Here is a 23167-nt window from a genome sequence, read left to right on the forward strand (position 1 = left end):
TCGCGATTCGGAAACTAAACCAACGATGAAAGAATGATGACAGGCATGATAAACTACGAATTTTTAACAAACTTTACGACCGAAGGTCGTTACCAATACACTTATACTTTTGCATGTCATGAATCGGAACAGGATCTGTGCATGCTGGAGCTGCGTGAGCTGCTAGGACAGGAATCCAAAATCGGAAGCTCATGGATTCACAGTGAGCATAAGATCGATCCGGACAGAAGTCCATTTTTATCTGCAAGGATGGACGTCCTGCTAACCGGAGACACGATCCAAGAGATTGCGGAACAAGCCTCCTCCATACAGCTTACAGACTTCAGCTTCAAAGTGGTCTATATAAAGGCAGGGGACAAGCTCAGTTATGATGAGCAGCGCGGAGTTGAACGTCTGGTAGGGGGAAAGATTAGCGGAAAAGCTAATATGAAGTCACCAGATATTACCTTTGGATTATTGTACCGATACGGCAGCTGGCTATTCGGTGTATGTCATTATCCTGAGCGTGCCTGGCTGTCTCATAAGCAGAAACCTCAAAATTACTCCACCGGACTCAGCTCTCGGGTAGCACGCGCTCTTGTAAATATCGCCGCTCCTGACACGGAAGGCGTTCAGATGCTGGACCCGTGCTGCGGAATGGGGAACGTGCTGATTGAGGCTTTATCGATGGGGCTGAACATAGAAGGCTGCGATATCAATCCGTTGGCCGTTCGGGGTGCGAGGGTGAACCTGCGGCATTACGGGTATTCCGATACATTGGTTATGCTCGGAGATATGAATGATCTGCAGGGAAGTTACAACACGGCATTACTGGATCTACCTTACAACGTCTGCTCGGTATTTCCGCTGGAAGACAAGCTTCGGATGCTTGGCAGCCTCAGAAGGCTGACGAAGCGTGCGGTTATTGTAAGCACCGAACCTTTAAAAGACATACTGAATCAAACAGGATGGCAGGTACTCGGATATGCTCAAGTCACAAAAGGTACCTTCGTACGTGATATATGGCTGTGCTCATAATTGGTGATGAAGACGGAAGGAAAGTTACTTTTAAAAAGCATCTATATAGATTGAACTAAAGAAATGGAAGTACTTTAACGGAGAAGGCAGTACCTAGAAATACTGAAGTTACTCCAACGGAGAAGGCGGAATTATTTTGGAGAAACGGAGTGGTCGCCTTTGTCCCCAGATTTTAACAATTGTATTAATACATTAATAGAAATCTGGGGGCAACAGCGATCGTAAGAATAATCCGAATTCGTAGTGATGCGAGGCTACAGTTTATCAATACGCCTTTTCATAATCAATCACATTGCGAGGCAGAGCTTCGCCTTGGCGATAAGCCTTCAGGTTTTCCAGGAAAATATCCAGCACACGCTCGGTGTAATGAACCGTATCACCTGCTGTATGTGGTGTGATGATCACATTGTCCATTCCCCACAACGGATGCTCGCTTGGGAGAGGCTCCTGTTCAAAAACGTCCAGACCCGCGCCAGCCAGATGGCCGGATTTCAGCGCTTCGATAAGCGCCTCTGTATCCACGCTTGGACCTCTTCCCATATTGACAAAAAAGGCATCGTCCTTCATCGCCTCAAAACGACCCGCATCATACAAACCTTTAGTTTCATCGGTGAGTGGGAGGATGTTAATGATAAAATCACCCTCAGCCAAAGCCTGGTCCAGCTGATCCACGGTATACATGACATCGACGTTCGGGTCGGGTTTACCGGATCTCCGGACTCCAACGGTCCTCATTCCAAAGGCTTTGGCTACCTTTGCCGTTGTACTGCCGATTTGTCCCACCCCGACAATGACAGCTGTTTTGCCGGAAAGTTCACGGAATGTTCCAGATTTATCCCATTTGCTCTGTGATTGCTGCCGGACGGCATGATGCAGGTTGCGGGTATAAGCGAGCAGCATCGCGAATATTTGCTCTGTAATCGGTATAGCATGTACGCCGCTGGCATTGGTCAGCAAAATATTTTTTTGCTCCAGCTCTTTAAGAGGCATCCTGTCAACACCGGCTGACCATACCTGAATCCAGCGGATGCGGCTGTGATCACTAAGCGCTTCTTCAGTGGCGGAGCTGGTCCATCCGAGCACAATATCCGCCTGAGCCACCGTGCCGGAAGGCAGTTCCTTATACTTGCCTGCAATAAGGTCATAATCTGGGGCGATATCTCTTATTTTTTGCTTCTGTTCGGTCGTGAGTTCGTGCAGGGCAACAATATTTGGCATGGGAACTAACCTCCTGAGAATGTAATGAAAAAAATGCCAAGGTTTTATGATCATCTTATCAGATTTAAACGTGATGCGCATGTTCGGAAACGACTGAAACGTCTAGGACGACGTGCTGTACAGAGGTACTCTGCTACAATTTTCCGGCCAGAAAAAGTTTGCAGAAAAATACATTTAATCATCAATACATAAGTTGAACATTTCACAAATGGCATTTTTTTGCATTCACTTTTAGCGATTTTGTGGTATCATGTTAAACTTAGTGCGAGTTTTGTGAAGACTAATGGCATCAAATCCATTGCGAAGCAGGAAGAAGGTTGTATTATGAATGCTGCCGAAACAGAACCGGTCATGCGTTTATTCATCGCTATTCCTTTACCGAAAGTGGTGTCAGACAGCATTACACGGTGGACGCAAGAGCTTGGAACACAGTTGTCTTTTCGTAAATGGGTGCATCCGCAGGATTATCATATTACGTTGCAGTTTCTTGGAGATACGAAAGCCGGAAGTGTGGAATCCGTATTATCTTCACTGCGAACGATCGCTGCTGCACAACAGCCTATTCAATTAAGTCTTCAAGGGGCCGGCGTATTTGGGCCGGCATCTGCTCCGCGCATACTATGGGCAGGCATTTCAGGGGAGCTGAAGAAGCTTGAGCATCTTCAGCAACGGGTAACTTCTGCAATGGCACCTTTGGGTTTTGCAGCGGAGGACAGGCCTTACAGACCGCATATCACAGCGGCAAGGAAATTAACAGATGGGAACATAAATTCCGATCTGTTAAGAGCAGGACCAGAACCAGCAAGCTGGACAGCCGATGGCTTGGTGTTGTTCCGGACCAATATGCATTCAAGTCCTATGTACGAAATAATGGGGAAAATGGAGTTTGGAAGTTGAATCTTTCATAGATTCAATGGAGACCCTTGTTTTCATCTCCTGAATTTCGGGTTACATAGAGTAGGAATGTGCCGACGTATAGGAGGAAAGATATGGGTATCAAAATGTTACGGCAAAACCGCTGGGTGGCTCTGCTGGTCGGAGCCCTTTTTGTGAGTTTGTCTTTAATAAGTCTGCTGGGGATGCAGACAAACGCAAGCCAAGGGGAGAAAAAAACGCAAAAGGACACTGCTGTGGTGATCCCCGAGACCGAATTGAATATGACAGGTCGAATTTTATCTGAAAAAGGTGATAGGGTACTGCCAGCTTTTTATGCTTCAAATCAATTCCAGAAGTGGAAACCGAAAGAAGACGTAATATTGTCCTTTCCGGAATCAAGGCTGAAGGGAAATAAGTTCACCATTGATACCGCAAACCGAACTTCTAAGAGTAAGTCCAAGGCTGCGGCGAAGTCAGAGCCTGCAAACCAGACCAAGCCTAAGAAACAAGAGGGGACAATTGCTGCAAATTCACAGGCCAAGAGCCAACAACCCCCCAAAACATTATTCTTCACGAGAACAAAGACATTAACTCAGGACGAAAAAGAGAAAGCGACCTGGAAATACGCTTTGTCGGCTGAAGAGCTGCTTCTGCTCCAGAAGATTGTGATGGCAGAAGCGGAAGGCGAACCGTACGAAGGCAAAGTGGCAGTTGCCAATGTTGTCTTAAACCGGCTGCGGTCAGCCAATTTTCCCGATACCATTAAGAAGGTTATTTATCAAAAATATCAATTTAGTCCGGTAGGAAACGGGCGTATTAATCGTGTCGACCCGAGCAAAGAAACGATCAAAGCGGTTACTGCTGCGCTGCATGGTCATAAGGCAGTGAGCGATGACACTTATTTCTTTTTGTCTTTGAAACTTGCTCAGGACCTTACGGTGCATCATTCAAGAACATTTGCGAAGAAGATTGGGAACCACTCCTTTTACAAGTAACCCCTGATTTGAGTAAACTATAGTCAGGAGGTGTGTTTTGATCTATGAAAATTACGTATTATGGCCATTCGTGCATGTTGGTGGAGGAGAACGGAATACGCGTCATTATCGATCCGTTTCTTTCAGGTAATGCCAATTCGGGGATATCGCCTGATGACATCCAGGTAGATGCTGTCGTTCTTACCCATGGGCACGCCGATCATTTTGGTGATAGTATCGGGATTGCCAAGAGAAACGATTGTCCGGTCATCGCTGTTTTTGAGCTGGCAGGATACTGTGCTAATCAAGGCGTAAAATCTCAAGGAATGAATATTGGCGGGAGCTTTGCATTCAACGGATTTAAGGTGAAATTCACGCAAGCTTTTCATTCGTCATCCATCTCTGTAGGGGATACTTGGATTTATGCTGGACAGCCTGCTGGTGTTCTGCTGACGATCGGGGACAAGACATTCTATCATGCTGGGGACACAAGTCTGTTTGGTGATATGCGCCTCATTGGGGAAATGAACAATATCGAGTGTGCGGCACTGCCGATCGGCGATGCGTTTACGATGGGCCCCGATGATGCTTTACTAGCTGCTCAATGGATCCGTACCAAGAAGGTGATACCAGTACATTACAATACGTTCCCGCAAATTGAGCAGGACCCTGTGTTGTTCTGTGATCGGCTCCGGCAAACGGGCCTAGAGGGTTATCCACTTAAGCCGGGAGAAAGTATAAATATTTGATTTTTAATATATAATAGAAACCATATTTCGACAACTAGAAAAAAGGACTGTTCTGATGGGTAGGCAAACCTACCGTCGGAACAGTCCTTTTGTGAGTTATATATGAATGAGAGGAGTGTTTACACTAATTCGAATCAGCTAACAGGATGAACAACATCAGAATAATCATCTTCCTCAACATGAGACAGCATACCGAGTACTTGAACCGCACAGTTGTCCGGATCTAAGTAAGGCAATCTGCTGCGAAGTAATTCGCGGCGATAATTCACAACGGTATCATAGCGATTGGACAGAAGGTCGAGCCATTTGTCTACAACCTCAGGAGAGTCCAAGACTTCCCCAAAGCCTTCGTTTACGAAAAAAAGGCAGTTCTCTTCCTCCTGCCCGGGAATGGGCTCGTAGAAGAGCATAGGGATCGCTTTGGCGGCCCCTTCTGTGCATGTCATCCCACCGGGCTTCGTAATGAGGAGATCCGAAACGTCCATCAGCTTATGAATATCCTTACGATAACCCAGCACATGAATGTTCGGATGCTGGAACAGTGGATTTTCGCGCATGCTGCATATCAATTTTTCGTTTTGCCCCATACAGAACACAAGCTGAATGTCATTCGCTCTGGATGCAAGCTTGCGAAGCAAGTCTTTACTAAACACCAGACCCCAGCCACCGCCCATAATCAGAACCGTAGGCATGTTGCTGAGTTTCAGTTCAGTCCGCAGCTGTTCCTTGTTCACCTGATCCCAAAATTTTGGATGAACAGGAATACCGGTTACATGTATGTACTCCGGCGATATTTCACGTTGGATCAACAATTCCTTGACCTGCGGAGTGGAAACAAGATATTCATCTACTTCAGAATTGACCCAAGTACCGTGGGCATCATAATCAGTTATGAGTGTATACAGTGGAACATTGAGTCCCTGGCGCTTTAACCGGGAAACGACTGCGTTCGGAAATGGATGTGTACAGATGATTACGTCGGGCTTTAACTGGTTAATAACCTGCGCGGCCTGCGCGTAAAAAATACGATGCAGGGCGAGACGTGTAAGCCGGTTTAAAGATTTTTTATATTGGGAACGATAGAGCAAGCCCACAAGCCGCGGACGTACGCTGACTGTTTTACGGTACGCCGATAAGATTAGCGGACCCACGGTTGGATTCAGAAAATTACCGAGCTCAATAACGCGGCACTGTATGTTGGGATTTTTACGCTTTAGCCCTTCTGCCAAAGCGTACGCCGCTTGCGTATGACCTGTGCCGAATCCCTCCGAAAATAGGAGCACTCTAATTTTTCGCATAATTTCACCTTCTTCTTTCTCCCTCTATCTTACAAAATAGGAATCATTTTTTGAAGAGCGGCGTTAAAAAAAATACATGTATAGTAATATACGCTCAAATTCGCAAAGCATTTCATTCTTTCATCTATTTATTAGACGCAAAAACTTTTCAGTACCCCTGCGATGAAAAAAATGAAAAATTTCATTTTTTTTCACAAAAAGTATTGCATTACAGGAAGGATTCTGATAAAGTGGTTTTTGACCGGGTGACCGAAAATGTTTTTTGGTCAGTTCGTAGGAATACGAGAATCAAGGAGGGGTTAGCTTGTCAGCGGTTGATCGTCGGAAGCAGGTGCTGGAAGCTGCCGCAAAATCGTTTGCGTTATTTGGGTATAAGGCGACGACGATGGATCAGGTGGCGAAGATTGCGAACGTAGGTAAAGGAACCATTTATACGTTTTTCACGAATAAGGAAGAGCTGTTTGATGAGATCCTGCATGGGGCAATATTAGAACTGAAGCGCATAGCTGAACGAACAATTCGTGAAGACAGAGATTTCTTTGATAATTTGTACTGTGTACTGGATGCTTTGCTCGAGTTCCGGGATGAGCACGCGCTGTTTATCAAGCTATCACAGGAACAGCGGGAATTTGGTACACCTAAGGCAAATGACAGCCTGACTAAGGTGGAGAACGTGATTGTGGGATATTTACAGGGGATAGTGGAGAATTCCATCCGAAACGGAGAGATTAAGCCCTGTGATCCCCAAGTGGTATCTTTTGTAATGTTGAGGCTCTATGCAGCACTGACGGCGGATTTCAACAACCTGCGAGAACCGCTTCAAAAAGAGCAAATCAAGGAGTACATGCTGCTTTTTTTGGCAGAAGGATTAAGGTCTCCGGGCTGAGCCAAATCTGCTAAACAGTCGTCAGTACATAGAGACGAGAATGCTGGGACTTAAGAAAATGCGACACAATTTTTCTTGTCTCTATGAACGGTAAGGGAGTTTATTCTGCTATACAGCAGACGGTGTTACAAGGTGTTTTTTTTTCGGTCGAACTGACCGAATGGGGTAAATGGTCAATCGGTATTGGTGGAGAGAACTATACTATAAAAAGAGTCCCTTGAGGACAATGATGTCGGCACTAAGCTGCTGTATCTATAAAAAAAGGAGAGAGACTGGATGAAATCATTATCAGTGTTTTTTAAAGATCTTACTAGTGCGGCACGGAATCCGAAAATTCTGATCCCGATTATCGCCGTTTTGTTCATCCCGGTCATGTACAGCGGCATGTTCCTCGGAGCCTTTTGGGATCCGTACGGTAAAATGAATGAACTGCCTGTAGCTGTGATCAATAACGATCAGGGTGCGGTATATGAAGGGAAGACGCTTGAGGTAGGCAAGGATTTGGTTGATGAACTGAAGAAAGGCAACGATTTTCAGTGGGAGTTCGTAAATCGTGGGCAAGCCGAAGAGGGGATGCGCAACAATAAGTATTATATGACGATTACGATCCCCGACAATTTCTCACAGCAGGCAACAACGCTAATGGATGACCATCCGGAGCCTGCAAAATTACTGTTTGAACCGAATGAGGGCTATAACTTTTTGGCAGGCCAGATCGGCGGCACTGCAGTAAAGGAAATTCAATCGAAGGTATCCGCTAAAGTAACCGAAGCCTATACGGAGACACTATTTGAGCAAGTGGAAAAAGTGTCCGATGGTCTTCAGGAAGCCGGAGACGGAGCTACAAAAATTTCCGATGGTGCTCAGGAGCTGGATGAAGGAACATTGAAGCTTAAAGAAAACCTGGCCAAAATGGTCGACGGCACGGAAGAGCTGGTAGCAGGAATCGAGCCTCTGACGAAGGGCGTTGAGGATTTAAACAAAGGGGCTAGTGCTTTGAACTCAGGTGCAGGAACCTTGTCCTCCGGTTTAGTACAGCTGCAGTCGGGACATAAGCAGCTGGAAACAGGAGCTCAAGATGCCCGTCAGGGTGGAGCGAAGCTTCAGGCGGGAATTGAATCGTCTGCGGCAGGAAGTAATACGCTGTCCGAAGGCTTGCAGGCTAACCAGAGTGGAGCTGCAGCACTGAAAGCAGGTGCTGATCGTACGGTTGAAGGCAGCAATCAGCTGGAAGCCGGACTGAAGAAATCACTGGAGGGCACAGCTGCTATTGAGCAGGGTTCTAAAGGTGTAGCTGAAGGTCTCAAAATGCTGACCGAAATCAACCCTGAACTCGCAGCTATTCCTGAAGTTCAGAAACTGCTCGCAACGAGCCAGGCAGTGGCTGCGGGAAGTGCTGAGCTGAATGCAGGGCAGAAACAGTTGGCTGCAGGAGCATCACAGCTTAAACAGGGAACTACCGAGCTCAGTGCAGGCGCAGGCAAGCTCAGCACAGGAGCAGAGCAGCTGTCACAGGGTGGCAAGCAGCTGGCTGCAGGTAATCAGCAGCTTCTCGAAGGCATGAAGCAGTTGAACGCAGGTCAAGGCAAGTTGTCTGAAGGAATGAAGCTGTTTGGCACGAAGCTGGGAGAAGCGGCTGCGGGCAGCAAAGAGCTTGCAAGTGGCGCGGTTGCTCTGAACAAAGGTACGGAGCAGCTTGCAGGAGGTGCCGGAAAACTGGGCAGTGGCGTTACTACTCTGGCAGACGGCTCTAAGCAGCTTGATGCTGGTGCTGGTGAACTGCTAAATGGAATGGGTACACTGAAAGAAGGTTCCGGAGAGCTTGCAGACAAGCTGAAAGAAGCAGCTGACAAGACCGGAGAAGTGAAAACAACGGATGAAACCGTCAATATGTTTGCGGAACCCGTTAAAGTAGATGAGCATAAAGTAAGTGAAGTACCTAATTATGGTACGGGATTTGCTCCATACTTCCTGTCCCTTGGCTTGTTTGTCGGAGCGTTGATTTCGTCAATCGTTATGCCAATCTATGAAACATCTGTGGCAGATGCGTCCAGAATGAACCGGTTCGTCAGCCGTACACTGTCATTTGCAGGCATGGGTCTTATACAAGCGCTGCTAGCTGTCGTACTTGTTCTGTACGGATTGAATCTAGAAGTTCAAAATGTACCATTGTTCTATCTGTTTGCTATCATTACAAGTTTGTCTTACATGTTCCTGGTTCAAGCCTTCGTTACTTGGCTTGATATGCCTGGACGGTTCGTTGTCATCGTCATTCTCATTTTCCAACTTACGACGAGTGCAGGAACCTTCCCTCTTGAATTAATTCCAGACTGGATGAAGGTTCTGAATCCGCTGCTGCCGATGACGTACAGTGTAGATGGATTTAAAGCTGTTATATCGACAGGAGATACAGGACACATGTGGGGAAGCGCCGGAGTACTGGGAATCTTCGGTGGTGTATTCCTGATCTTGACGGCCGTTTATTTCTTAACGAACCGTCATTTGAAAAAAGTGAAGTCGGAAACTCAGGCCCCGGCTACTGCATAACATAACTAAAAGACATTCCGATTGATTCGGAATGTCTTTTTTGTTCTTTTTTTTGTATTAAAATACATGGATATATTCCTTTTTTTGTGAGTGGAATCATAAAAACAAATCTTATCGTATTTATAAAAAGTTTGAATTGCACTGATATTACAGGGGGTGATAAAATAATAACACTAATCTAACTTATCGTGTTATTCATTAATCGTGCTCCACTTATTTTTGCACAAAATTGCATCATTCTGCATATTCCTCCCCCCAACCGGAAGGCCTAAACAGCCTACATGCCCTTCATACTGAGCTGATAAAGTGCAGTATTACTTTGTAACAGAAAGGTTGCATATTATGAAACATACCGCTTTCCCCCAGAAACAGGGACTCTATGATCCGCAGTTTGAGAAAGACGCCTGCGGAATGGGTTTTGTTGCTCATATTAAAGGAAGACCATCCCATGATATCGTAAGTCAGGCACTCACGATGCTCGGCAACATGGAGCACCGCGGCGGTCAAGGAAGTGAACCGAACTCAGGTGACGGCGCAGGAATTATGATGCAAATCCCGCATGCTTTTTTTGTCGCAGAGGCTCAGCGCCTTGGATTTGCGTTGCCGGAGCAGGGTAATTACGGAGCAGGCATGCTGTTCTTGTCTCATGATCCAAGCGTACGGGCTGATCACGAGGAGCAGCTTGCAGCGATTATTGCAGAGGAAGGACAGACACTGCTAGGCTTCCGTGACGTGCCGACGAACGATGAAATGCTGGGTAAATCCGCAAAGGCAGCAAAGCCTTATGTCCGCCAAGTATTTATTGGACGCAGTGAGGATATTCAGGATGATCTCAGCTTCGAACGGAAGCTTTATGTGATCCGCAGAAGAGCTGAACTTGCCATTCGTTACAGTGACGTGCCTGAAGGGGACACTTTTTATGTATCCAGTCTTTCTTGCCGCAAAATTGTATACAAAGGCATGCTGACGACAGTTCAGGTCGGACAGTTTTTTGTGGATCTGCAAGATTCACGAGTTGAATCGGCCATTGCGCTCGTCCACTCCCGTTTCAGCACGAACACATTTCCTAGCTGGGAACGTGCCCATCCGTACCGCTTCATGATTCATAATGGTGAAATCAATACCCTGCGCGGAAATGTGAACTGGATGCATGCCCGTCAGTCTCTCTTTGAGAATAAGTTGTTCGGAAGTGATCTGGACAAAGTCAAACCGGTCATCAATCCGGACGGATCCGATACGGGCATGTTTGATAATACGTTTGAGTTCCTGTACTTGAGCGGACGCTCCCTGCCACATGTTGCGATGATGATGGTACCGGAGCCATGGAACAACCACGAAAGCATGGATGAAACAAAAAAATCATTCTATGAATATCACAGCACATTGATGGAACCGTGGGACGGACCAGCAGCGATGGCGTTTACTGACGGTATTCAGATTGGTGCTACATTGGACCGCAATGGACTTCGTCCGTCACGTTACTATGTCACCAAGGACGATTTAATTGTTCTGTCTTCCGAGGCGGGCGTACTCGATATCCCTGCGGAAAATGTGCTGTATAAAGACCGTCTGCGTCCTGGACGGATGCTGCTGGTCGACACGAAGGAAGGGCGTATCATATCCGACGAAGAGGTCAGAGCGAGTATTGCTGCGGAACTGCCTTACCGGGATTGGCTAGATGAGCATCTCGTGAATTTGGAGGATCTTCCGGAAGCGAAGGAGCTGCCGAATCCGAAACACGAAAATGTGCGTCAGCTGCAACAGTCATTTGGCTACACATTCGAAGAGCTGCGTAAAGTGATTGAGCCTATGGCTCTGACGGGAGCCGAGGCGATCGCATCCATGGGATACGATGCTCCGCTTGCCGTGCTGTCGGATCGCCCACAGCGTCTGTTTAATTATTTCAAGCAGATGTTTGCCCAAGTGACGAATCCGCCGATCGATGCCATCCGTGAGGAATTGATCACATCGACGGCTACGACGATAGGACCTGAGCGGAACCTGCTGAATCCTGAGCCTGAGAGTTGCCGTCATATCCAGTTGGATTCCCCGGTGCTCTCCAACGAAGATTTTGCAAAAATCCGCCATGTGCATCGTCCGGGCTTTAAGTCCATGACCATCCCTATTTTCTTTATAGCTGCTGATGGTGCCGAGGGGCTCCGTCAAGCTTTGACGGGATTGTGTGAGGCGGCAGACCGGGTTATCGCTAAAGGGCATAACATTCTGATCCTGTCCGACCGCGGTGTAGATAAGGAAAATGCGGCGATTCCATCACTGCTCGCCGTATCAACGCTTCATCACCATCTTATCCGTCAGGGCACGCGGACGAAGGTCAGTATTTTGCTGGAATCCGGCGAGCCTCGTGAAGTGCATCATTTTGCACTCTTGCTCGGTTATGGTGTTAGTGCAGTGAATCCTTATCTGGCATTTGAAACACTGGACGATATGATTCAAGAGAAAATGCTGCGTGGCATTTCCCATGAAAAGGCTGTTAAGAATTTTATCAAGGCGGCAAGTAAAGGCGTAGTGAAAGTATTATCCAAGATGGGGATCTCCACGATCCAATCATATCGTGGCGCACAGATCTTTGAAGCGGTGGGCCTCAAATCGGAGTTTGTAGATAGCTACTTTACATGGACACCATCCCGGATCGGCGGTATTGGTTTGGATGAGGTTGCTGCCGAGACACTGGCTCATCATGAGCGTGCATTTACCGACAAGGATGGCAATGACAAGGTGCTTGATTCAGCTGGCGAATATCAATGGAGAAACGGCGGGGAAGAACATTTGTTTAACCCTAGAACGATTCATCTGCTTCAGCAGGCAGTCCGCACGAATGACTACGAATTGTATAAGCAGTACGCCAAGCTTGTGCAAGGTGAGAGTGAACAGCACTTGACCCTGCGTTCGCTGCTTAAGATCAAACCGGCAGGTGAACCTGTTCCGCTTGAGGAAGTAGAGCCGATCGAGAATATTTTGCGTCGGTTCAAAACCGGGGCGATGTCATTTGGCTCCATCAGTAAGGAAGCTCACGAAAGCCTCGCGATCGCGATGAACCGGATCGGAGGCAAGAGCAACACGGGCGAGGGCGGTGAAGACCCGGGTCGATTCGTGAAGGATGCCAACGGGGATTCGCGCCGCAGCGCTATCAAGCAGGTCGCTTCGGGCCGGTTCGGCGTAACATCGAATTATTTGGTGAACGCCGATGAGATCCAGATCAAAATGGCTCAAGGGGCTAAGCCGGGTGAAGGCGGACAGCTGCCTGGACGGAAAGTATACCCTTGGGTAGCTGAAGTCCGCGGGTCAACGCCGGGTGTCGGACTGATCTCGCCTCCTCCGCATCACGATATTTACTCCATTGAGGATTTGGCAGAGCTGATCTACGACCTGAAAAATGCGAATCCGCGTGCGGATATTAACGTCAAGCTCGTGTCTGAGGTCGGAGTCGGTACGATTGCGGCTGGTGTGGCCAAGGGACGTGCAGATATCATTCTGGTGAGTGGCTACGACGGAGGCACAGGTGCATCCCCACAAGGTTCTATCCGTCATGCAGGCATGCCGTGGGAGCTTGGACTTGCCGAAACCCATCAGACATTGATTCTGAACAACCTGCGCGACCGTGTCGTGCTGGAGACTGACGGAAAGATGTTGAGTGGCCGTGACTTGATCGTCGCTGCCATGCTGGGTGCCGAGGAGTACGGTTTCTCCACAGCCCCGCTTGTTGCGATCGGCTGCATTATGATGCGTGTATGCCAGATGGACACCTGTCCGGTTGGCGTAGCAACACAGAATCCGGAGCTACGGAAGAACTTCACCGGAGATCCGGCGCATGTCGTCAATTTTATGACCTTTATCGCCCAAGATGTTCGTGAGCTTATGGCTTCACTCGGTTTCCGTACGATTGAGGAGATGGTGGGCCGGACCGATTGTCTGGACGCGGTGAAGGCGGATGATCACTGGAAGAAGAAAGGAATCGACATTTCCGCTCTTCTACATTCTCCAGAGCTTCCTGAAGGCAGCTCCAGATTCCGCACCAAGCGTCAGAATCACGGTCTGGAGGACACGCTCGATCTGCGCTTCCTGATGGACAGTGCAGCTCCTGCGCTGGAATCAGGGGCTTCGGTTCAAGGCCGATTCCCCATTACGAATGTGGATCGCGCGGTAGGTACGATCCTGGGTAGTGAAGTGACACGTAAATACGGAGCAGCCGGACTGCCGGAGGATACGATTCAGTTCACCTTTGATGGATCAGCAGGACAGAGTTTTGGTGCGTTTGTACCCAAAGGAATGACGCTTATCGTGGAGGGGGACAGCAATGATTACATCGGAAAGGGACTTTCCGGGGGCAAGATCATTGTCAAGCCATCAGCAAAGTCGACCTTCGTAGCCGAGGAAAATATCATCGCCGGTAACACCGCATTTTACGGAGCAACGGGTGGAGAAGCCTATGTGCGTGGTATTGCAGGTGAACGTTTTGCGGTCCGTAACTCGGGCGGCCATATCGTAGTAGAGGGCGTAGGTGACCACGGCTGTGAATACATGACAGGCGGGCGGGTTGTCGTTCTTGGAGATACGGGACGTAACTTTGCAGCCGGAATGTCGGGCGGGATTGCCTATGTATATGACCCGAAGGGAATGTTGGTTAATCTCTGTAATCTGGAGATGGTCCTTCTGGAACGCGTGGAAGACCCGAAAGAAGCTTCTGCTATATTCGGTATGATCCAGCGCCATTCCATCTATACAGACAGCAGTCTGGCACAGAATATTTTGGCTGACTGGGACCAGTCGCTCAAACAATTCGTTCGTGTCATTCCGAAAGATTACAAGCGGATGATGCTGCAGATCGAGAAGGTTCAGGAACAGGGGCTGACTGGGGAAGCTGCGCTGCTTGCTGCCTTTGAAGCAAATATGCGTGAGTTGGCCCGCACAGGCGGCAATTAGTTGATCTGATTTATAAGACCTATTTTATCAAACTCGTTTTATAAGAAAACACGATGCGATCTATATAGAACGCATCGTGTTTTCTTAGTATTCGACAAAAATAGAACCAAACGGTAGGACAATGGTTCCAACAGACGACAGTACTATAGGCGTGGGTCAGGTATAATATCGATAAGTAAGTAAAAAAATTATTCAACGAAGTAGAATACATTAGGGATGGAGAGCCAAAAGTAGATGAGAAGTGAGGTTGGAGAAAGATGAATGTAGAGAAAGAGGCCGGATCAGGGCAAAGTGAAAGACAGGTGCAGCAAACAAAGACAGACCTAAACATCTACAAGCTCCTGGACCAAATGGGAATCCATCCCGACAAATGGCTGCAGTTTCAAAGAGAGAAAGAAGGACTATGAATGTTCATCATTCCCGATCTGGGAGTTGAGGATAAAATCCCCGGTAGGCTGTATGTGATCAGCTTGCCGGGGATTTTTCTGTAACTTCTTATTTATATTTATTTCATCATACGTTCCATTCTTACAAAAGCTATAAAGCGCTTGGCTTCTTCTTCCGTCAGCTTCCGCCCATCTACGGTCAGATTAAAGCGCTCCAGCAGATCGTGATCAGACAATTCTAAGTCGTCGACAAATTCACGGACGTCGGGGTCCATGTTCATTTTCTCCAGCTTAGTCCGTCCAATCAAGTAGTCGATGGTAACATCAAAACGGTCAGCAAGACGGGTAAGTGTCTCAAAATCCGGCTTGCGACGATTTTTTTCATAGTGAGATAAAGCTGCACGAGTTATCCCCACCGTTGTTGCTAATTCTTCCTGGGTCCAGCCCCGCTTTTCCCGTAATTCTGCTATTCGATTTCCGTAATTCATGCTAGGGTCCTCCTCCGATTGCTTGGGAATGCTCTATAGAAGCGTATGGATAAATTCAAATGGTTCATCCGAACGTATTTCATATTGACGAGATACATATTGTATCGTAATATTGGAGATGATAAAGGATACAATCCGTATCTCGGTGTGACGATTAGTATCATTTTATCCATGAGCCAGATGTCTCATACCAGAAAATCACGGAAAAGAAGGAGTAAAATGAATATTTATATGTCAAGTAATGGACGTAGATCCATAAATGTCGGGATATCAGTTACCTCTATCGGACGGCTAAACATCCATGGTCAAAGCCATCAGATTATCCCGCTTGAGCTGAGCCCGGAAAAACTTCTTTTCCTGTGTCCATGGAATATTTCTTTGTCCCCGAATGTGAAGTTTTGTTATGAATTGGATGATTCTTATGACCTCTTACGGGTTACTGGAGGTTCCTTGACGAAAGAGCTATGGAAAGAAAACAGTCTGTATACAGCCAGACTGCAGGTCTCCGAGAATGAGAAACTTCGGATCACGGGTATGTTAAACCGGATGATGTGCCATTACCTCTGTGAATCGCCGATTGTTCTCTACAATAAGCTCGGAACGGGATTAAACAACAACCCGTCCCGTCGACTGATAAATACTATGATTCAATAATTTTGGTTACAAACATTTTACTATATTTACGTTGCTTGGTCATTAGTTCTTTTACCTTATATCCTGGCGCCCTCTTAAGTGGATGGCGCTGGACTATTTTTATAGAGAGGTATCGGGAGACAGAAGTAGCAATCTATAGAATAGTCCCTATTGTAGATACAGTATGTTTCTTAAATAGGCTATCATATATTTGCAGGGAGATACATATTGTACCGTAAATGGACAGTTGAGTATTTATTGTAGGGAAAACCTTCAGGGTGATGTTCGGGACGAAGGATACCTTTTGATCAAACTTCGGGTTGGTTCATGAACTGCAGGAGGGTAATTGGATGTCTAAAAAATTGAAATATACTGCCTGGCTGCTAGCATTCCTTCTAATACTTGTTGCAGGGTACGGTGTATACATGTATCAATTGGTTAAGACAACGGCTGATCATATTTATGAAGAAAGGGATCCCTTACCTTCTCTTCCTGCTAATGCTACGGCTGATGTTAAGGCCCAGGTTAAACCAAGGGAACCGGTGAATCCTGATAGACTTGACCCATTTACCGTTCTAGTTCTTGGAGTCGACCAAAGACCCAATGATCGAGGGCGTTCAGATGCTATGATATTACTCGCGGTGAGCCCAGCCAAGAAATCCATATTGATGTTCAATATTCCGCGAGATACCCGTACAACTATCGTTGGACATGGAACTACTGACAAAATAAATCATGCATATGCTTTTGGCGGCGTGGATATGTCGATTCGCACGGTAGAGGATTTTTTGAATTTCCCAATAAATTATTACATTAAAGTCGATATGGAAGGATTTTCACGAATCATCGATTCCTTGGGGGGAGTTGATGTTATGAATACATTACAATTTGACTATGCAGGTTATCATTTTGCAAAAGGGGAAATAACCTTGAACGGGGAAGAAGCTCTTGCCTTTTCACGTATGAGATACGAGGATCCCAGAGGAGATTTGGGACGCAATGTGCGGCAGAAAGAAATATTGAGAGAGCTAATCGACAAAGCTTTAAAGATATCTACTGTTTTCAAGCTGGAAGATATTCTTGATGAAATAGGCGCAAGTGTTAAGACTGATATTTCATTTGAGGAAATGAAAACATTCATGAAGGATTATCGTACGAAGCTGGAAAAGATCGAGCAGGTAGAAGTTAAAGGCTACGGCGAAAAGATTAATGGGATTTGGTATTATATGGTCGAAGAAGAGGAAAGAAACAGGATGAATGCCTTGTTAAAAGCTCATATACAGTAACACTCCTATGTATATTTACTCTATTTGGATTCATGCATAAGTACCCCCTTTAGCAGCGCAGAGGGGGTACTTTGTTTTAGAGTAAGTCTGGAAGACAAATGATCAATTAGTCTTTTAGCTCTAAAGCCTTCTTTACGGATTTGGACTGGGGCGGATTCCTTCTTCCGATAATGTAATCAATGGAGACGTGGAATTTATCGGCGAGCCGTGTCAAGGTTTCTAAATTCGGTTTTCTGCGGTTTTTCTCATAATGTGATAATGATGCCCGGCTAATGCCAATCGCCTCTGAAAGTTCTTCTTGAGTCCACCCATTGTTCTCCCGCAGTTCTGCGATTCGATGTCCGTACAACGTTCATCTCCACCTCCCTTAAATCATGGTTCAATTCCAAATAGCAACATAATTAACGCTTACATGATACAAAATGTATCGCAAATTAACGTTTACGTCAATACAGCTTGTATCCTATTTTCAAAAATGTAACAAAATGTATCTATACAGCGCATAAGCACTTCGACAAAGGATCTCACATTGCGTCAAAATGCGGGTGCTATCTAGTGTTAGTATGATACAGTAGAACCATTAAAATATGAGAAAATATCTATTTTTTGTTGACAAACTTTTCAAGATTATATACATTCCATTTATAGATACATTTTGTATCACTGACAGGTATCTCCATAGGAGAGGATGTTGTTAGGTATGAATGAATTGAGAATGTACTGTATCTGTTGTTGTCGAGTTGTGTCTCTTACGGAAGGTGGAAATTTGTTTCGAACTGGTTTTTTCAAATATGATATCCCCATGGGGGTTTGCCCGGATTGCTCAAGGATACCCCCACTCCAGTCATCGCTAATGGCAACACTCAGGAAGGAAAGTGTGTTACTATAAAGGGATTATATTGAAGCTATGGTATAAGCTATGACAGTTGCAAAGGAGTAAATAACATATGCAGGAACCGCTTGTAAGGCTGATGGGTGTGACGAAAATAATCGCATCTAAGGCATTGGTCCAGGATCTTACTCTGGACATTCCCGCAGGTCAGGTATTTGGCTTTTTGGGGCCGAATGGTGCGGGGAAGACAACGACGATCCGGATGATGGTCGGTTTGATGTCGATTACGAAAGGGGATATTCTCATCGGGGGGCATAGTATCCGTGAGAACTATGAAAAGGCCTCTTCTCAAATTGGCGCAATTGTTGAGAATCCGGAAATGTATAAGTTCTTGACAGGTTATAAAAATTTGGTCCATTATGCTCGGATGATGCCCGGCATTTCAGAACAGCGTATTCACGAGGTGGTAGAGCTAGTCGGACTTACGGACCGGATTCACGATAAAGTGAAAACCTATTCCCTCGGTATGCGGCAAAGATTAGGCGTAGCACAAGCACTGCTGCATCGGCCGAAGCTGCTCATACTGGACGAGCCAACCAATGGACTTGATCCGCAGGGAATCAGGGAGCTTCGCGACTATTTACGCAAATTAAGCCGTGAAGAGGGAACAACGGTATTCGTTTCCAGCCACCTTCTGTCCGAAATGGAGCTTATGTGTGATACGGTTGGCGTCATTCAAAACGGCAAGCTGATCGATATACGGCAGCTGCGTACTTCAGAAGGAGAACGGGCATTCGAGGAAACAGCCTTCGAAGTAAGTGATGTTCCGCGAGCTGTTCAGCTGCTGGAAACCTTTCAGCACAGAGTGCACGGAAACCGGGTTATTATCCGTGGAGACCGCAATGCGATTGCTGAGATCAATGCAGACTTTGTGCGTGGCGGTGTTCAGGTGTATGGAATACAGCCAATCACCACATCGCTTGAGGATCAATTTTTGGAGATGACGGGAAGTGAAAGCCATGACTGATTTTTTTAAGCTTATCGCCAATGAGAATATGAAGATATACAGCCGAGTCCGCACATGGGTGATGATCGGGATTCTGGCCGCTTTTAATGTGCTTATGCCCGTTCTCATGTACTTAACCGGAGCGTCAATGGATCTTTGGACATCCTTTACGTGGACAGAGAGTTTTACCTTTATGCTGAACACGATATTTACAGTAGTTATCGCCGCAGATATGGTGGCGGGGGAGTTTACGTGGGGCACAATCAAGCTCCTGTTAATCCGCCCTTGGAGCCGGGGAAAGATCTTAATGTCCAAATTTCTGGCTTTGATTCTATTCTCCCTGCTTGGGACGATGATCGTGGCGGTTGTTGGCATGTTATCGTCGGCGTTGTTATTCTCCGGTGAGTCTGCGATCTCCTTGAGTTCGGAAGGGGCCGGTATGGAAGCTTCGGCGCTCCTGCTACTGACCGATTACATTGAACTGTTCGTTATTGCGCTTATCGCTTTCATGATTTCCACCGCTTTTCGCTCCAGCAGTCTTGCTATCGGATTATCGATGCTCATGTTGTTTACGAAGGATTTGTTCGGCTTGTTGTTAAACCCCGAAAAATATGAGTGGGCGAAATATATTTTGTTTCTCCATATTGATCTCAGCGATTACATTCATTCATCTGTTGGGCCCGGCGGGGTCGGGATCGGATTCTCTATCGCTGTGTTAGTCGGGTATTGTTTAATATTTGCGCTTGTATCCTGGTGGGCTTTCTCCAAAAGAGATGTTTCCGCATGATATTTTAGAGGTCGTTATTATTCCGGTAAGATAAAAGAGCTCCTTCGGCAGATTTGCTGTCGAAGGGGCTCTTTAGGTTGAATGTGTATGGCACCGTGAATGACCCCGCAGGGCCCCGGTAGACCGTGAGGAGAGTGGATTAATATTTCGTTACCCTGCTTCGGGTCTTTGCATGGGTACCGTCTCAAGAGCTGACTTGGTAGGCTCAATGCCAGCCGCCGGACTCTCCATGTGACTCGCCCCATTAAGAACGCCGCCCTCCATAATAATAAGAGATGAAGCAATGACATCACCATGCATTTGTCCGGTTGGGGTGATGGTCAGCTTACCCTCGGCTGCGATATCGCCGTACACCTTACCCGCTATGATCACTTCTTTGGCTGAAATGTTGGAGCGTGCAACTGCGCTCTCACCGATGGTCACGTTACCCTGGCTTTCAATGGTGCCATTAAATTTTCCATCGATCCTCAGATCTGCGTCGCAGTTCAGAGCACCCTCAACATGGCTGCCCTGACTGATAAGTGTGCTAGTGCCCGCAGATGAAAACTTTTTTCTCTTAGACTTTTTCACACCAAAAACCTCCTTATCACTTTTATTGAACGTACGGCAGCGGGTTTACGGTCTGGTTGTTTTTGACGACCTGAAAGTGAAGATGCGGACCGGTACTGCGTCCTGTGTTCCCAAGCCTGCCAATACGTTCGCCTTGCCCAACCTGATCTCCGGCCTGAACATCTAGGCTGTCGAGGTGCATATACCATGTCTCGAGCCCGTTCGGATGACGTACAACGATGTACAATCCTCGTACACCACTTCGTTCCGCTGTAGTTACAGTGCCTGAACCAGCGGCAAATACTGGATCACCTCGCTCCCCAGCGATATCGATTCCGGCATGATAGGCGGACCGTCCGTTAAACGGATCGTGTCGATAACCAAAACTGGAGGTAAGGCGCTTGGAGAGCGTGGGCCACTGGGTTGGATTTCCTTCACGTTTACTTTGAGTCTCAACGGCCTGATCCAGCGTCTTGGGAATATGGCTCTCCATCGTCTTGATCAGGTCCTGTATGGCCTCAAAATCATCTTTCGTTTCTTCAGCCAAATCGAGCATTTCGTTCTCATGAACAGCAATATACTCCCCTCCGACATTGCCGCTGTCCAGAGACAGAGAGGACGTCTCCTCTCCAGCAGAGCCGTGTTTTTGGATGAACTGCTGCAGCTCAAGCTCCAGTTCCTTTACCCGCTTCATCTGTGTTTTGGTCTGTGCGGCTTCACTAGAGAGCTGGATAATCGCTTTATTCAGCCGCTCAATCGCTTCTTCTTTGTTGGTAACGGTAACTTCCATTTTGAGCGATTCCAAGCTTTTGAGTGTAAGTTGCTGTTCCAGCTCCGAAATCGTACGCGCAGAGTTGATTTGCATGGAAACAATCAGACTCGATATAGAAAGGATTGCAGCAGCGGGTACAGCGATCATCAATGGCTTGGATAAATGAACCTGTTTGACCGAGTGCTGGGCATCGCGGAGCACCAGCAAGGTCATACGTTGTTTCCGGCGCTTGTTCTTCATGGCATCCCCTTTCATTATTTCTATGTGCAGCAAAGGTAACGATAAAAGAGTTGGACGGATCCTTATTCTCTATGTATTCTACTTTTGCGAGAAACATGTCATAAATATTAGAAGAAGATGATGGTAGTGTTCATTCTTGTTGCTGATTGGGTATGTGTTGAATAAATACATAATTGAATGGTCAATGATGTAGTTATCCATATTTTTTCTAAGTTAGGGGGCTGCCGGTATGCTGTGGCTTCTGCTTGCACTTATCGCATTCATATGCCAAATGGCTGCGGTGCTGTTGCTGGAATTCAGAAATCCGTCCAAGACCGTTGCGTGGTTGTTTATTTTATTTTGTTTGCCGCTGGTCGGCTTTGTGCTCTATTTTTTCATGGCTCAAGACTATCAGCATCGTCTGAAGATTCGTAACCGGGGAACACGTCTGTTTCAGGAGATTAAGGAGCAGTTGTGGAAAAAAGCAGCCGTGGTCCAGCAAGCATCAGACATGCATAATGACGAATTCCATCATAATCTCCGCCTCTTCAATTTGCTGAACCATCTTTCGGAAAGTCCTATCACGGGGTGTAACCGAAGCAAGGTTTTGACCGATGGAGAGGAGACATATGCGGCTATGCTTCAGGCCATGGAAAAGGCGAAAGATCATATCCACGTTGAGTTTTATATTTTTCGTCATGACACGATCGGGACGAAGTTTCAGGATGTGATGATCCGTAAAGCCAAGGAAGGCGTCAAGGTACGCCTTATTTGCGACGGACTGGGCAGCTACAAGCTAAAAAATTCGTTTGTACGCCGGTTTAAAGAGTCGGGGGTGGAGGTTCATTTTTTCCTTCCAGCGATGATTTCGGTGTTAAATCGTAGAATCAATTACCGGAACCACCGGAAAATCGTGATCGTTGACGGAATCGTGGGCTTTCTCGGTGGTATTAATGTCGGCGACGATTATTTAGGGAAATATCAGAAAATGGGCTACTGGCGGGATACGCATCTGGAAGTGGAGGGGGACGCGGTTTATTTTTTGCAGAATGTTTTTCTTCAGGACTGGAAGCTTGCCGCAGGGGAGAAGATTGTAGATCTGAGTCTGTTTCCCAAACACCACTGTACGGGTGAAGAACAGGTACAGATATTGAGCAGCGGACCTGATATGACCTGGAACGCGATTCAGGAAATGTGCTTCGGCTCCATCTCGGTGGCTAAGGAACGGATTTGGATTACTACACCGTACTTTATTCCGGACGAAGGATTATTCGAAGCAATCAAGACGGCGGCTGTCAGCGGTGTGGATGTGCGCATTATTATTCCGGACAAGGCGGATTCCCGTCTTGTTAAGCTGGCTTCACTGTCTTACGTGGAAGATCTACTGACGGCAGGGGTAAGATTTTACGAATACAAAAAAGGGTTTATTCATGCAAAGGTGCTGATCGTTGATGATTTGATTGGTTCCGTTGGCACGGCGAATATGGATATGCGAAGCTTTTTTTGTAATTTCGAGCTGACTGCTGTTCTGTTCGATAAGGAGCCGATTAAGCGTTTAGTTTCCGATTTTGAGGAGGATCTGCGCAATAGTGGTTTGATTGATACCCAGAAATTTCACGAACGGGGAAGGCTGCAGAAGGTTACAGAAATATTAAGTAGAATGCTGTCTCCATTGCTATAAACGATGTTTAAAACGGTGAAAA

19 protein-coding genes and 1 pseudogene are annotated in these 23167 nt (G+C 46.6%); 14 read left to right on the top strand and 6 right to left on the bottom strand.

Annotation, left to right across the window (positions count from 1 at the left end; translation table 11 throughout):
* Positions 1-45: 45 nt before the first annotated feature.
* Entirely contained in the window at positions 46-1017 is a 972-nt protein-coding gene (locus tag B9N86_RS04360) for a methyltransferase domain-containing protein (RefSeq protein ID WP_208917934.1), read from the top strand.
* A gap of 264 nt (positions 1018-1281) precedes the next feature.
* Here the strand turns inward: B9N86_RS04360 and B9N86_RS04365 are convergent, their stop codons facing one another.
* Positions 1282-2235 carry a D-2-hydroxyacid dehydrogenase gene (locus B9N86_RS04365; protein ID WP_208917935.1) on the bottom strand — a complete coding sequence of 318 codons (954 nt, stop codon included), beginning with the start codon at positions 2233-2235 and terminating at the stop codon, positions 1282-1284.
* A 273-nt stretch (positions 2236-2508) separates the two neighbouring features.
* Here B9N86_RS04365 and thpR point away from each other — a divergent pair, with 273 nt between their 5' ends.
* The 3 genes from thpR (at position 2509) to B9N86_RS04380 (ending at position 4834) form a co-directional block, all read left to right on the top strand.
* Positions 2509-3132, top strand: coding sequence for an RNA 2',3'-cyclic phosphodiesterase (gene thpR, locus B9N86_RS04370; RefSeq protein WP_244562941.1), 624 nt, complete (start codon positions 2509-2511; stop codon positions 3130-3132).
* A gap of 92 nt (positions 3133-3224) precedes the next feature.
* Positions 3225-4106 carry a cell wall hydrolase gene (locus B9N86_RS04375; RefSeq protein WP_208917936.1) on the top strand — a complete coding sequence of 294 codons (882 nt, stop codon included), beginning with the start codon at positions 3225-3227 and terminating at the stop codon, positions 4104-4106.
* A gap of 44 nt (positions 4107-4150) precedes the next feature.
* A complete protein-coding gene (locus B9N86_RS04380; RefSeq protein WP_208917937.1) occupies positions 4151-4834 on the top strand; it encodes a metal-dependent hydrolase in 684 nt (227 codons plus the stop codon).
* A 134-nt stretch (positions 4835-4968) separates the two neighbouring features.
* Here the strand turns inward: B9N86_RS04380 and B9N86_RS04385 are convergent, their stop codons facing one another.
* The gene (locus B9N86_RS04385) at positions 4969-6132 is read right to left on the bottom strand and encodes an MGDG synthase family glycosyltransferase (RefSeq protein WP_208917938.1); all 1164 of its coding nucleotides are present in this window, start codon (positions 6130-6132) and stop codon (positions 4969-4971) included.
* Positions 6133-6436: 304 nt separating this feature from the next.
* Between B9N86_RS04385 and B9N86_RS04390 the strand changes: the two genes are divergently transcribed.
* The 5 genes from B9N86_RS04390 (at position 6437) to B9N86_RS04405 (ending at position 14913) form a co-directional block, all read left to right on the top strand.
* Positions 6437-7018 carry a TetR/AcrR family transcriptional regulator gene (locus B9N86_RS04390; protein ID WP_208917939.1) on the top strand — a complete coding sequence of 194 codons (582 nt, stop codon included), beginning with the start codon at positions 6437-6439 and terminating at the stop codon, positions 7016-7018.
* Between the two features lie 83 nt (positions 7019-7101).
* The gene (locus tag B9N86_RS29950) at positions 7102-7239 is read left to right on the top strand and encodes a hypothetical protein (protein ID WP_210190639.1); all 138 of its coding nucleotides are present in this window, start codon (positions 7102-7104) and stop codon (positions 7237-7239) included.
* A gap of 55 nt (positions 7240-7294) precedes the next feature.
* Positions 7295-9565 (top strand): YhgE/Pip domain-containing protein, encoded by a 2271-nt coding sequence (locus tag B9N86_RS04395; RefSeq protein ID WP_208917940.1) that lies wholly within the window; start codon positions 7295-7297, stop codon positions 9563-9565.
* Between the two features lie 342 nt (positions 9566-9907).
* On the top strand, positions 9908-14506 hold the full coding sequence (gene gltB / locus B9N86_RS04400; protein WP_208917941.1) for a glutamate synthase large subunit: 4599 nt from the start codon (positions 9908-9910) through the stop codon (positions 14504-14506).
* Positions 14507-14763: 257 nt separating this feature from the next.
* On the top strand, positions 14764-14913 hold the full coding sequence (locus B9N86_RS04405) for a hypothetical protein (RefSeq protein ID WP_208917942.1): 150 nt from the start codon (positions 14764-14766) through the stop codon (positions 14911-14913).
* Between the two features lie 98 nt (positions 14914-15011).
* Here the strand turns inward: B9N86_RS04405 and B9N86_RS04410 are convergent, their stop codons facing one another.
* The gene (locus B9N86_RS04410; RefSeq protein WP_208917943.1) at positions 15012-15380 is read right to left on the bottom strand and encodes a helix-turn-helix domain-containing protein; all 369 of its coding nucleotides are present in this window, start codon (positions 15378-15380) and stop codon (positions 15012-15014) included.
* A 45-nt stretch (positions 15381-15425) separates the two neighbouring features.
* On the opposite strand from B9N86_RS04410, the gene B9N86_RS04415 reads away from it, so the two are divergent.
* A complete protein-coding gene (locus B9N86_RS04415) occupies positions 15426-16034 on the top strand; it encodes a hypothetical protein (protein ID WP_208917944.1) in 609 nt (202 codons plus the stop codon).
* Between the two features lie 329 nt (positions 16035-16363).
* The gene (locus B9N86_RS04420) at positions 16364-17299 is read left to right on the top strand and encodes an LCP family glycopolymer transferase (protein ID WP_208917945.1); all 936 of its coding nucleotides are present in this window, start codon (positions 16364-16366) and stop codon (positions 17297-17299) included.
* Positions 17300-17447: 148 nt separating this feature from the next.
* Here the strand turns inward: B9N86_RS04420 and B9N86_RS04425 are convergent.
* Positions 17448-17648: pseudogene (locus B9N86_RS04425) on the bottom strand (helix-turn-helix domain-containing protein); the annotation flags it as partial.
* Positions 17649-18246: 598 nt separating this feature from the next.
* Between B9N86_RS04425 and B9N86_RS04430 the strand changes: the two are divergent.
* Together B9N86_RS04430 and B9N86_RS04435 are read left to right on the top strand one after the other, a co-directional pair.
* Positions 18247-19158: an ABC transporter ATP-binding protein gene (locus tag B9N86_RS04430; RefSeq protein ID WP_208917947.1), complete on the top strand. Its 912-nt coding sequence runs from the start codon at positions 18247-18249 to the stop codon at positions 19156-19158.
* Entirely contained in the window at positions 19151-19924 is a 774-nt protein-coding gene (locus tag B9N86_RS04435; protein ID WP_208917948.1) for an ABC transporter permease, read from the top strand. Before B9N86_RS04430 ends, B9N86_RS04435 begins: the two co-directional genes overlap by 8 nt.
* Positions 19925-20074: 150 nt before the next feature.
* On the opposite strand, the gene B9N86_RS04440 is transcribed toward B9N86_RS04435, so the two are convergent.
* Positions 20075-20494: a bactofilin family protein gene (locus B9N86_RS04440; protein WP_208917949.1), complete on the bottom strand. Its 420-nt coding sequence runs from the start codon at positions 20492-20494 to the stop codon at positions 20075-20077.
* A gap of 22 nt (positions 20495-20516) precedes the next feature.
* Complete coding sequence (locus B9N86_RS04445; RefSeq protein WP_208917950.1) at positions 20517-21485, bottom strand: M23 family metallopeptidase; 969 nt, start codon at positions 21483-21485, stop codon at positions 20517-20519.
* 229 nt (positions 21486-21714) lie between these two features.
* Here B9N86_RS04445 and cls point away from each other — a divergent pair, with 229 nt between their 5' ends.
* Positions 21715-23145 carry a cardiolipin synthase gene (cls, locus tag B9N86_RS04450; protein ID WP_208917951.1) on the top strand — a complete coding sequence of 477 codons (1431 nt, stop codon included), beginning with the start codon at positions 21715-21717 and terminating at the stop codon, positions 23143-23145.
* The last annotated feature ends 22 nt before the right edge of the window (positions 23146-23167 follow it).

Origin of the sequence: Paenibacillus uliginis N3/975 (assembly GCF_900177425.1) — a bacterium.
In the GTDB taxonomy this organism is placed as follows: Bacteria; Bacillota; Bacilli; order Paenibacillales; family Paenibacillaceae; genus Paenibacillus_AQ; species Paenibacillus_AQ uliginis.

Excerpts from the sequence above, each read along its gene's own strand:
- B9N86_RS04360 (WP_208917934.1), top strand. The coding sequence starts at position 46 with ATGATAAACTACGAATTTTTAACAAACTTTACGACCGAAGGTCGTTAC.
- B9N86_RS04365 (WP_208917935.1), bottom strand. The coding sequence starts at position 2,235 with ATGCCAAATATTGTTGCCCTGCACGAACTCACGACCGAACAGAAGCAA.
- B9N86_RS04375 (WP_208917936.1), top strand. The coding sequence starts at position 3,225 with ATGGGTATCAAAATGTTACGGCAAAACCGCTGGGTGGCTCTGCTGGTC.
- B9N86_RS04380 (WP_208917937.1), top strand. The coding sequence starts at position 4,151 with ATGAAAATTACGTATTATGGCCATTCGTGCATGTTGGTGGAGGAGAAC.
- B9N86_RS04385 (WP_208917938.1), bottom strand. The coding sequence starts at position 6,132 with ATGCGAAAAATTAGAGTGCTCCTATTTTCGGAGGGATTCGGCACAGGT.
- B9N86_RS29950 (WP_210190639.1), top strand. The coding sequence starts at position 7,102 with ATGAACGGTAAGGGAGTTTATTCTGCTATACAGCAGACGGTGTTACAA.
- B9N86_RS04395 (WP_208917940.1), top strand. The coding sequence starts at position 7,295 with ATGAAATCATTATCAGTGTTTTTTAAAGATCTTACTAGTGCGGCACGG.
- gltB (WP_208917941.1), top strand. The coding sequence starts at position 9,908 with ATGAAACATACCGCTTTCCCCCAGAAACAGGGACTCTATGATCCGCAG.
- B9N86_RS04405 (WP_208917942.1), top strand. The coding sequence starts at position 14,764 with ATGAATGTAGAGAAAGAGGCCGGATCAGGGCAAAGTGAAAGACAGGTG.
- B9N86_RS04410 (WP_208917943.1), bottom strand. The coding sequence starts at position 15,380 with ATGAATTACGGAAATCGAATAGCAGAATTACGGGAAAAGCGGGGCTGG.
- B9N86_RS04415 (WP_208917944.1), top strand. The coding sequence starts at position 15,426 with ATGGATAAATTCAAATGGTTCATCCGAACGTATTTCATATTGACGAGA.
- B9N86_RS04420 (WP_208917945.1), top strand. The coding sequence starts at position 16,364 with ATGTCTAAAAAATTGAAATATACTGCCTGGCTGCTAGCATTCCTTCTA.
- B9N86_RS04430 (WP_208917947.1), top strand. The coding sequence starts at position 18,247 with ATGCAGGAACCGCTTGTAAGGCTGATGGGTGTGACGAAAATAATCGCA.
- B9N86_RS04435 (WP_208917948.1), top strand. The coding sequence starts at position 19,151 with ATGACTGATTTTTTTAAGCTTATCGCCAATGAGAATATGAAGATATAC.
- B9N86_RS04445 (WP_208917950.1), bottom strand. The coding sequence starts at position 21,485 with ATGAAGAACAAGCGCCGGAAACAACGTATGACCTTGCTGGTGCTCCGC.
- cls (WP_208917951.1), top strand. The coding sequence starts at position 21,715 with ATGCTGTGGCTTCTGCTTGCACTTATCGCATTCATATGCCAAATGGCT.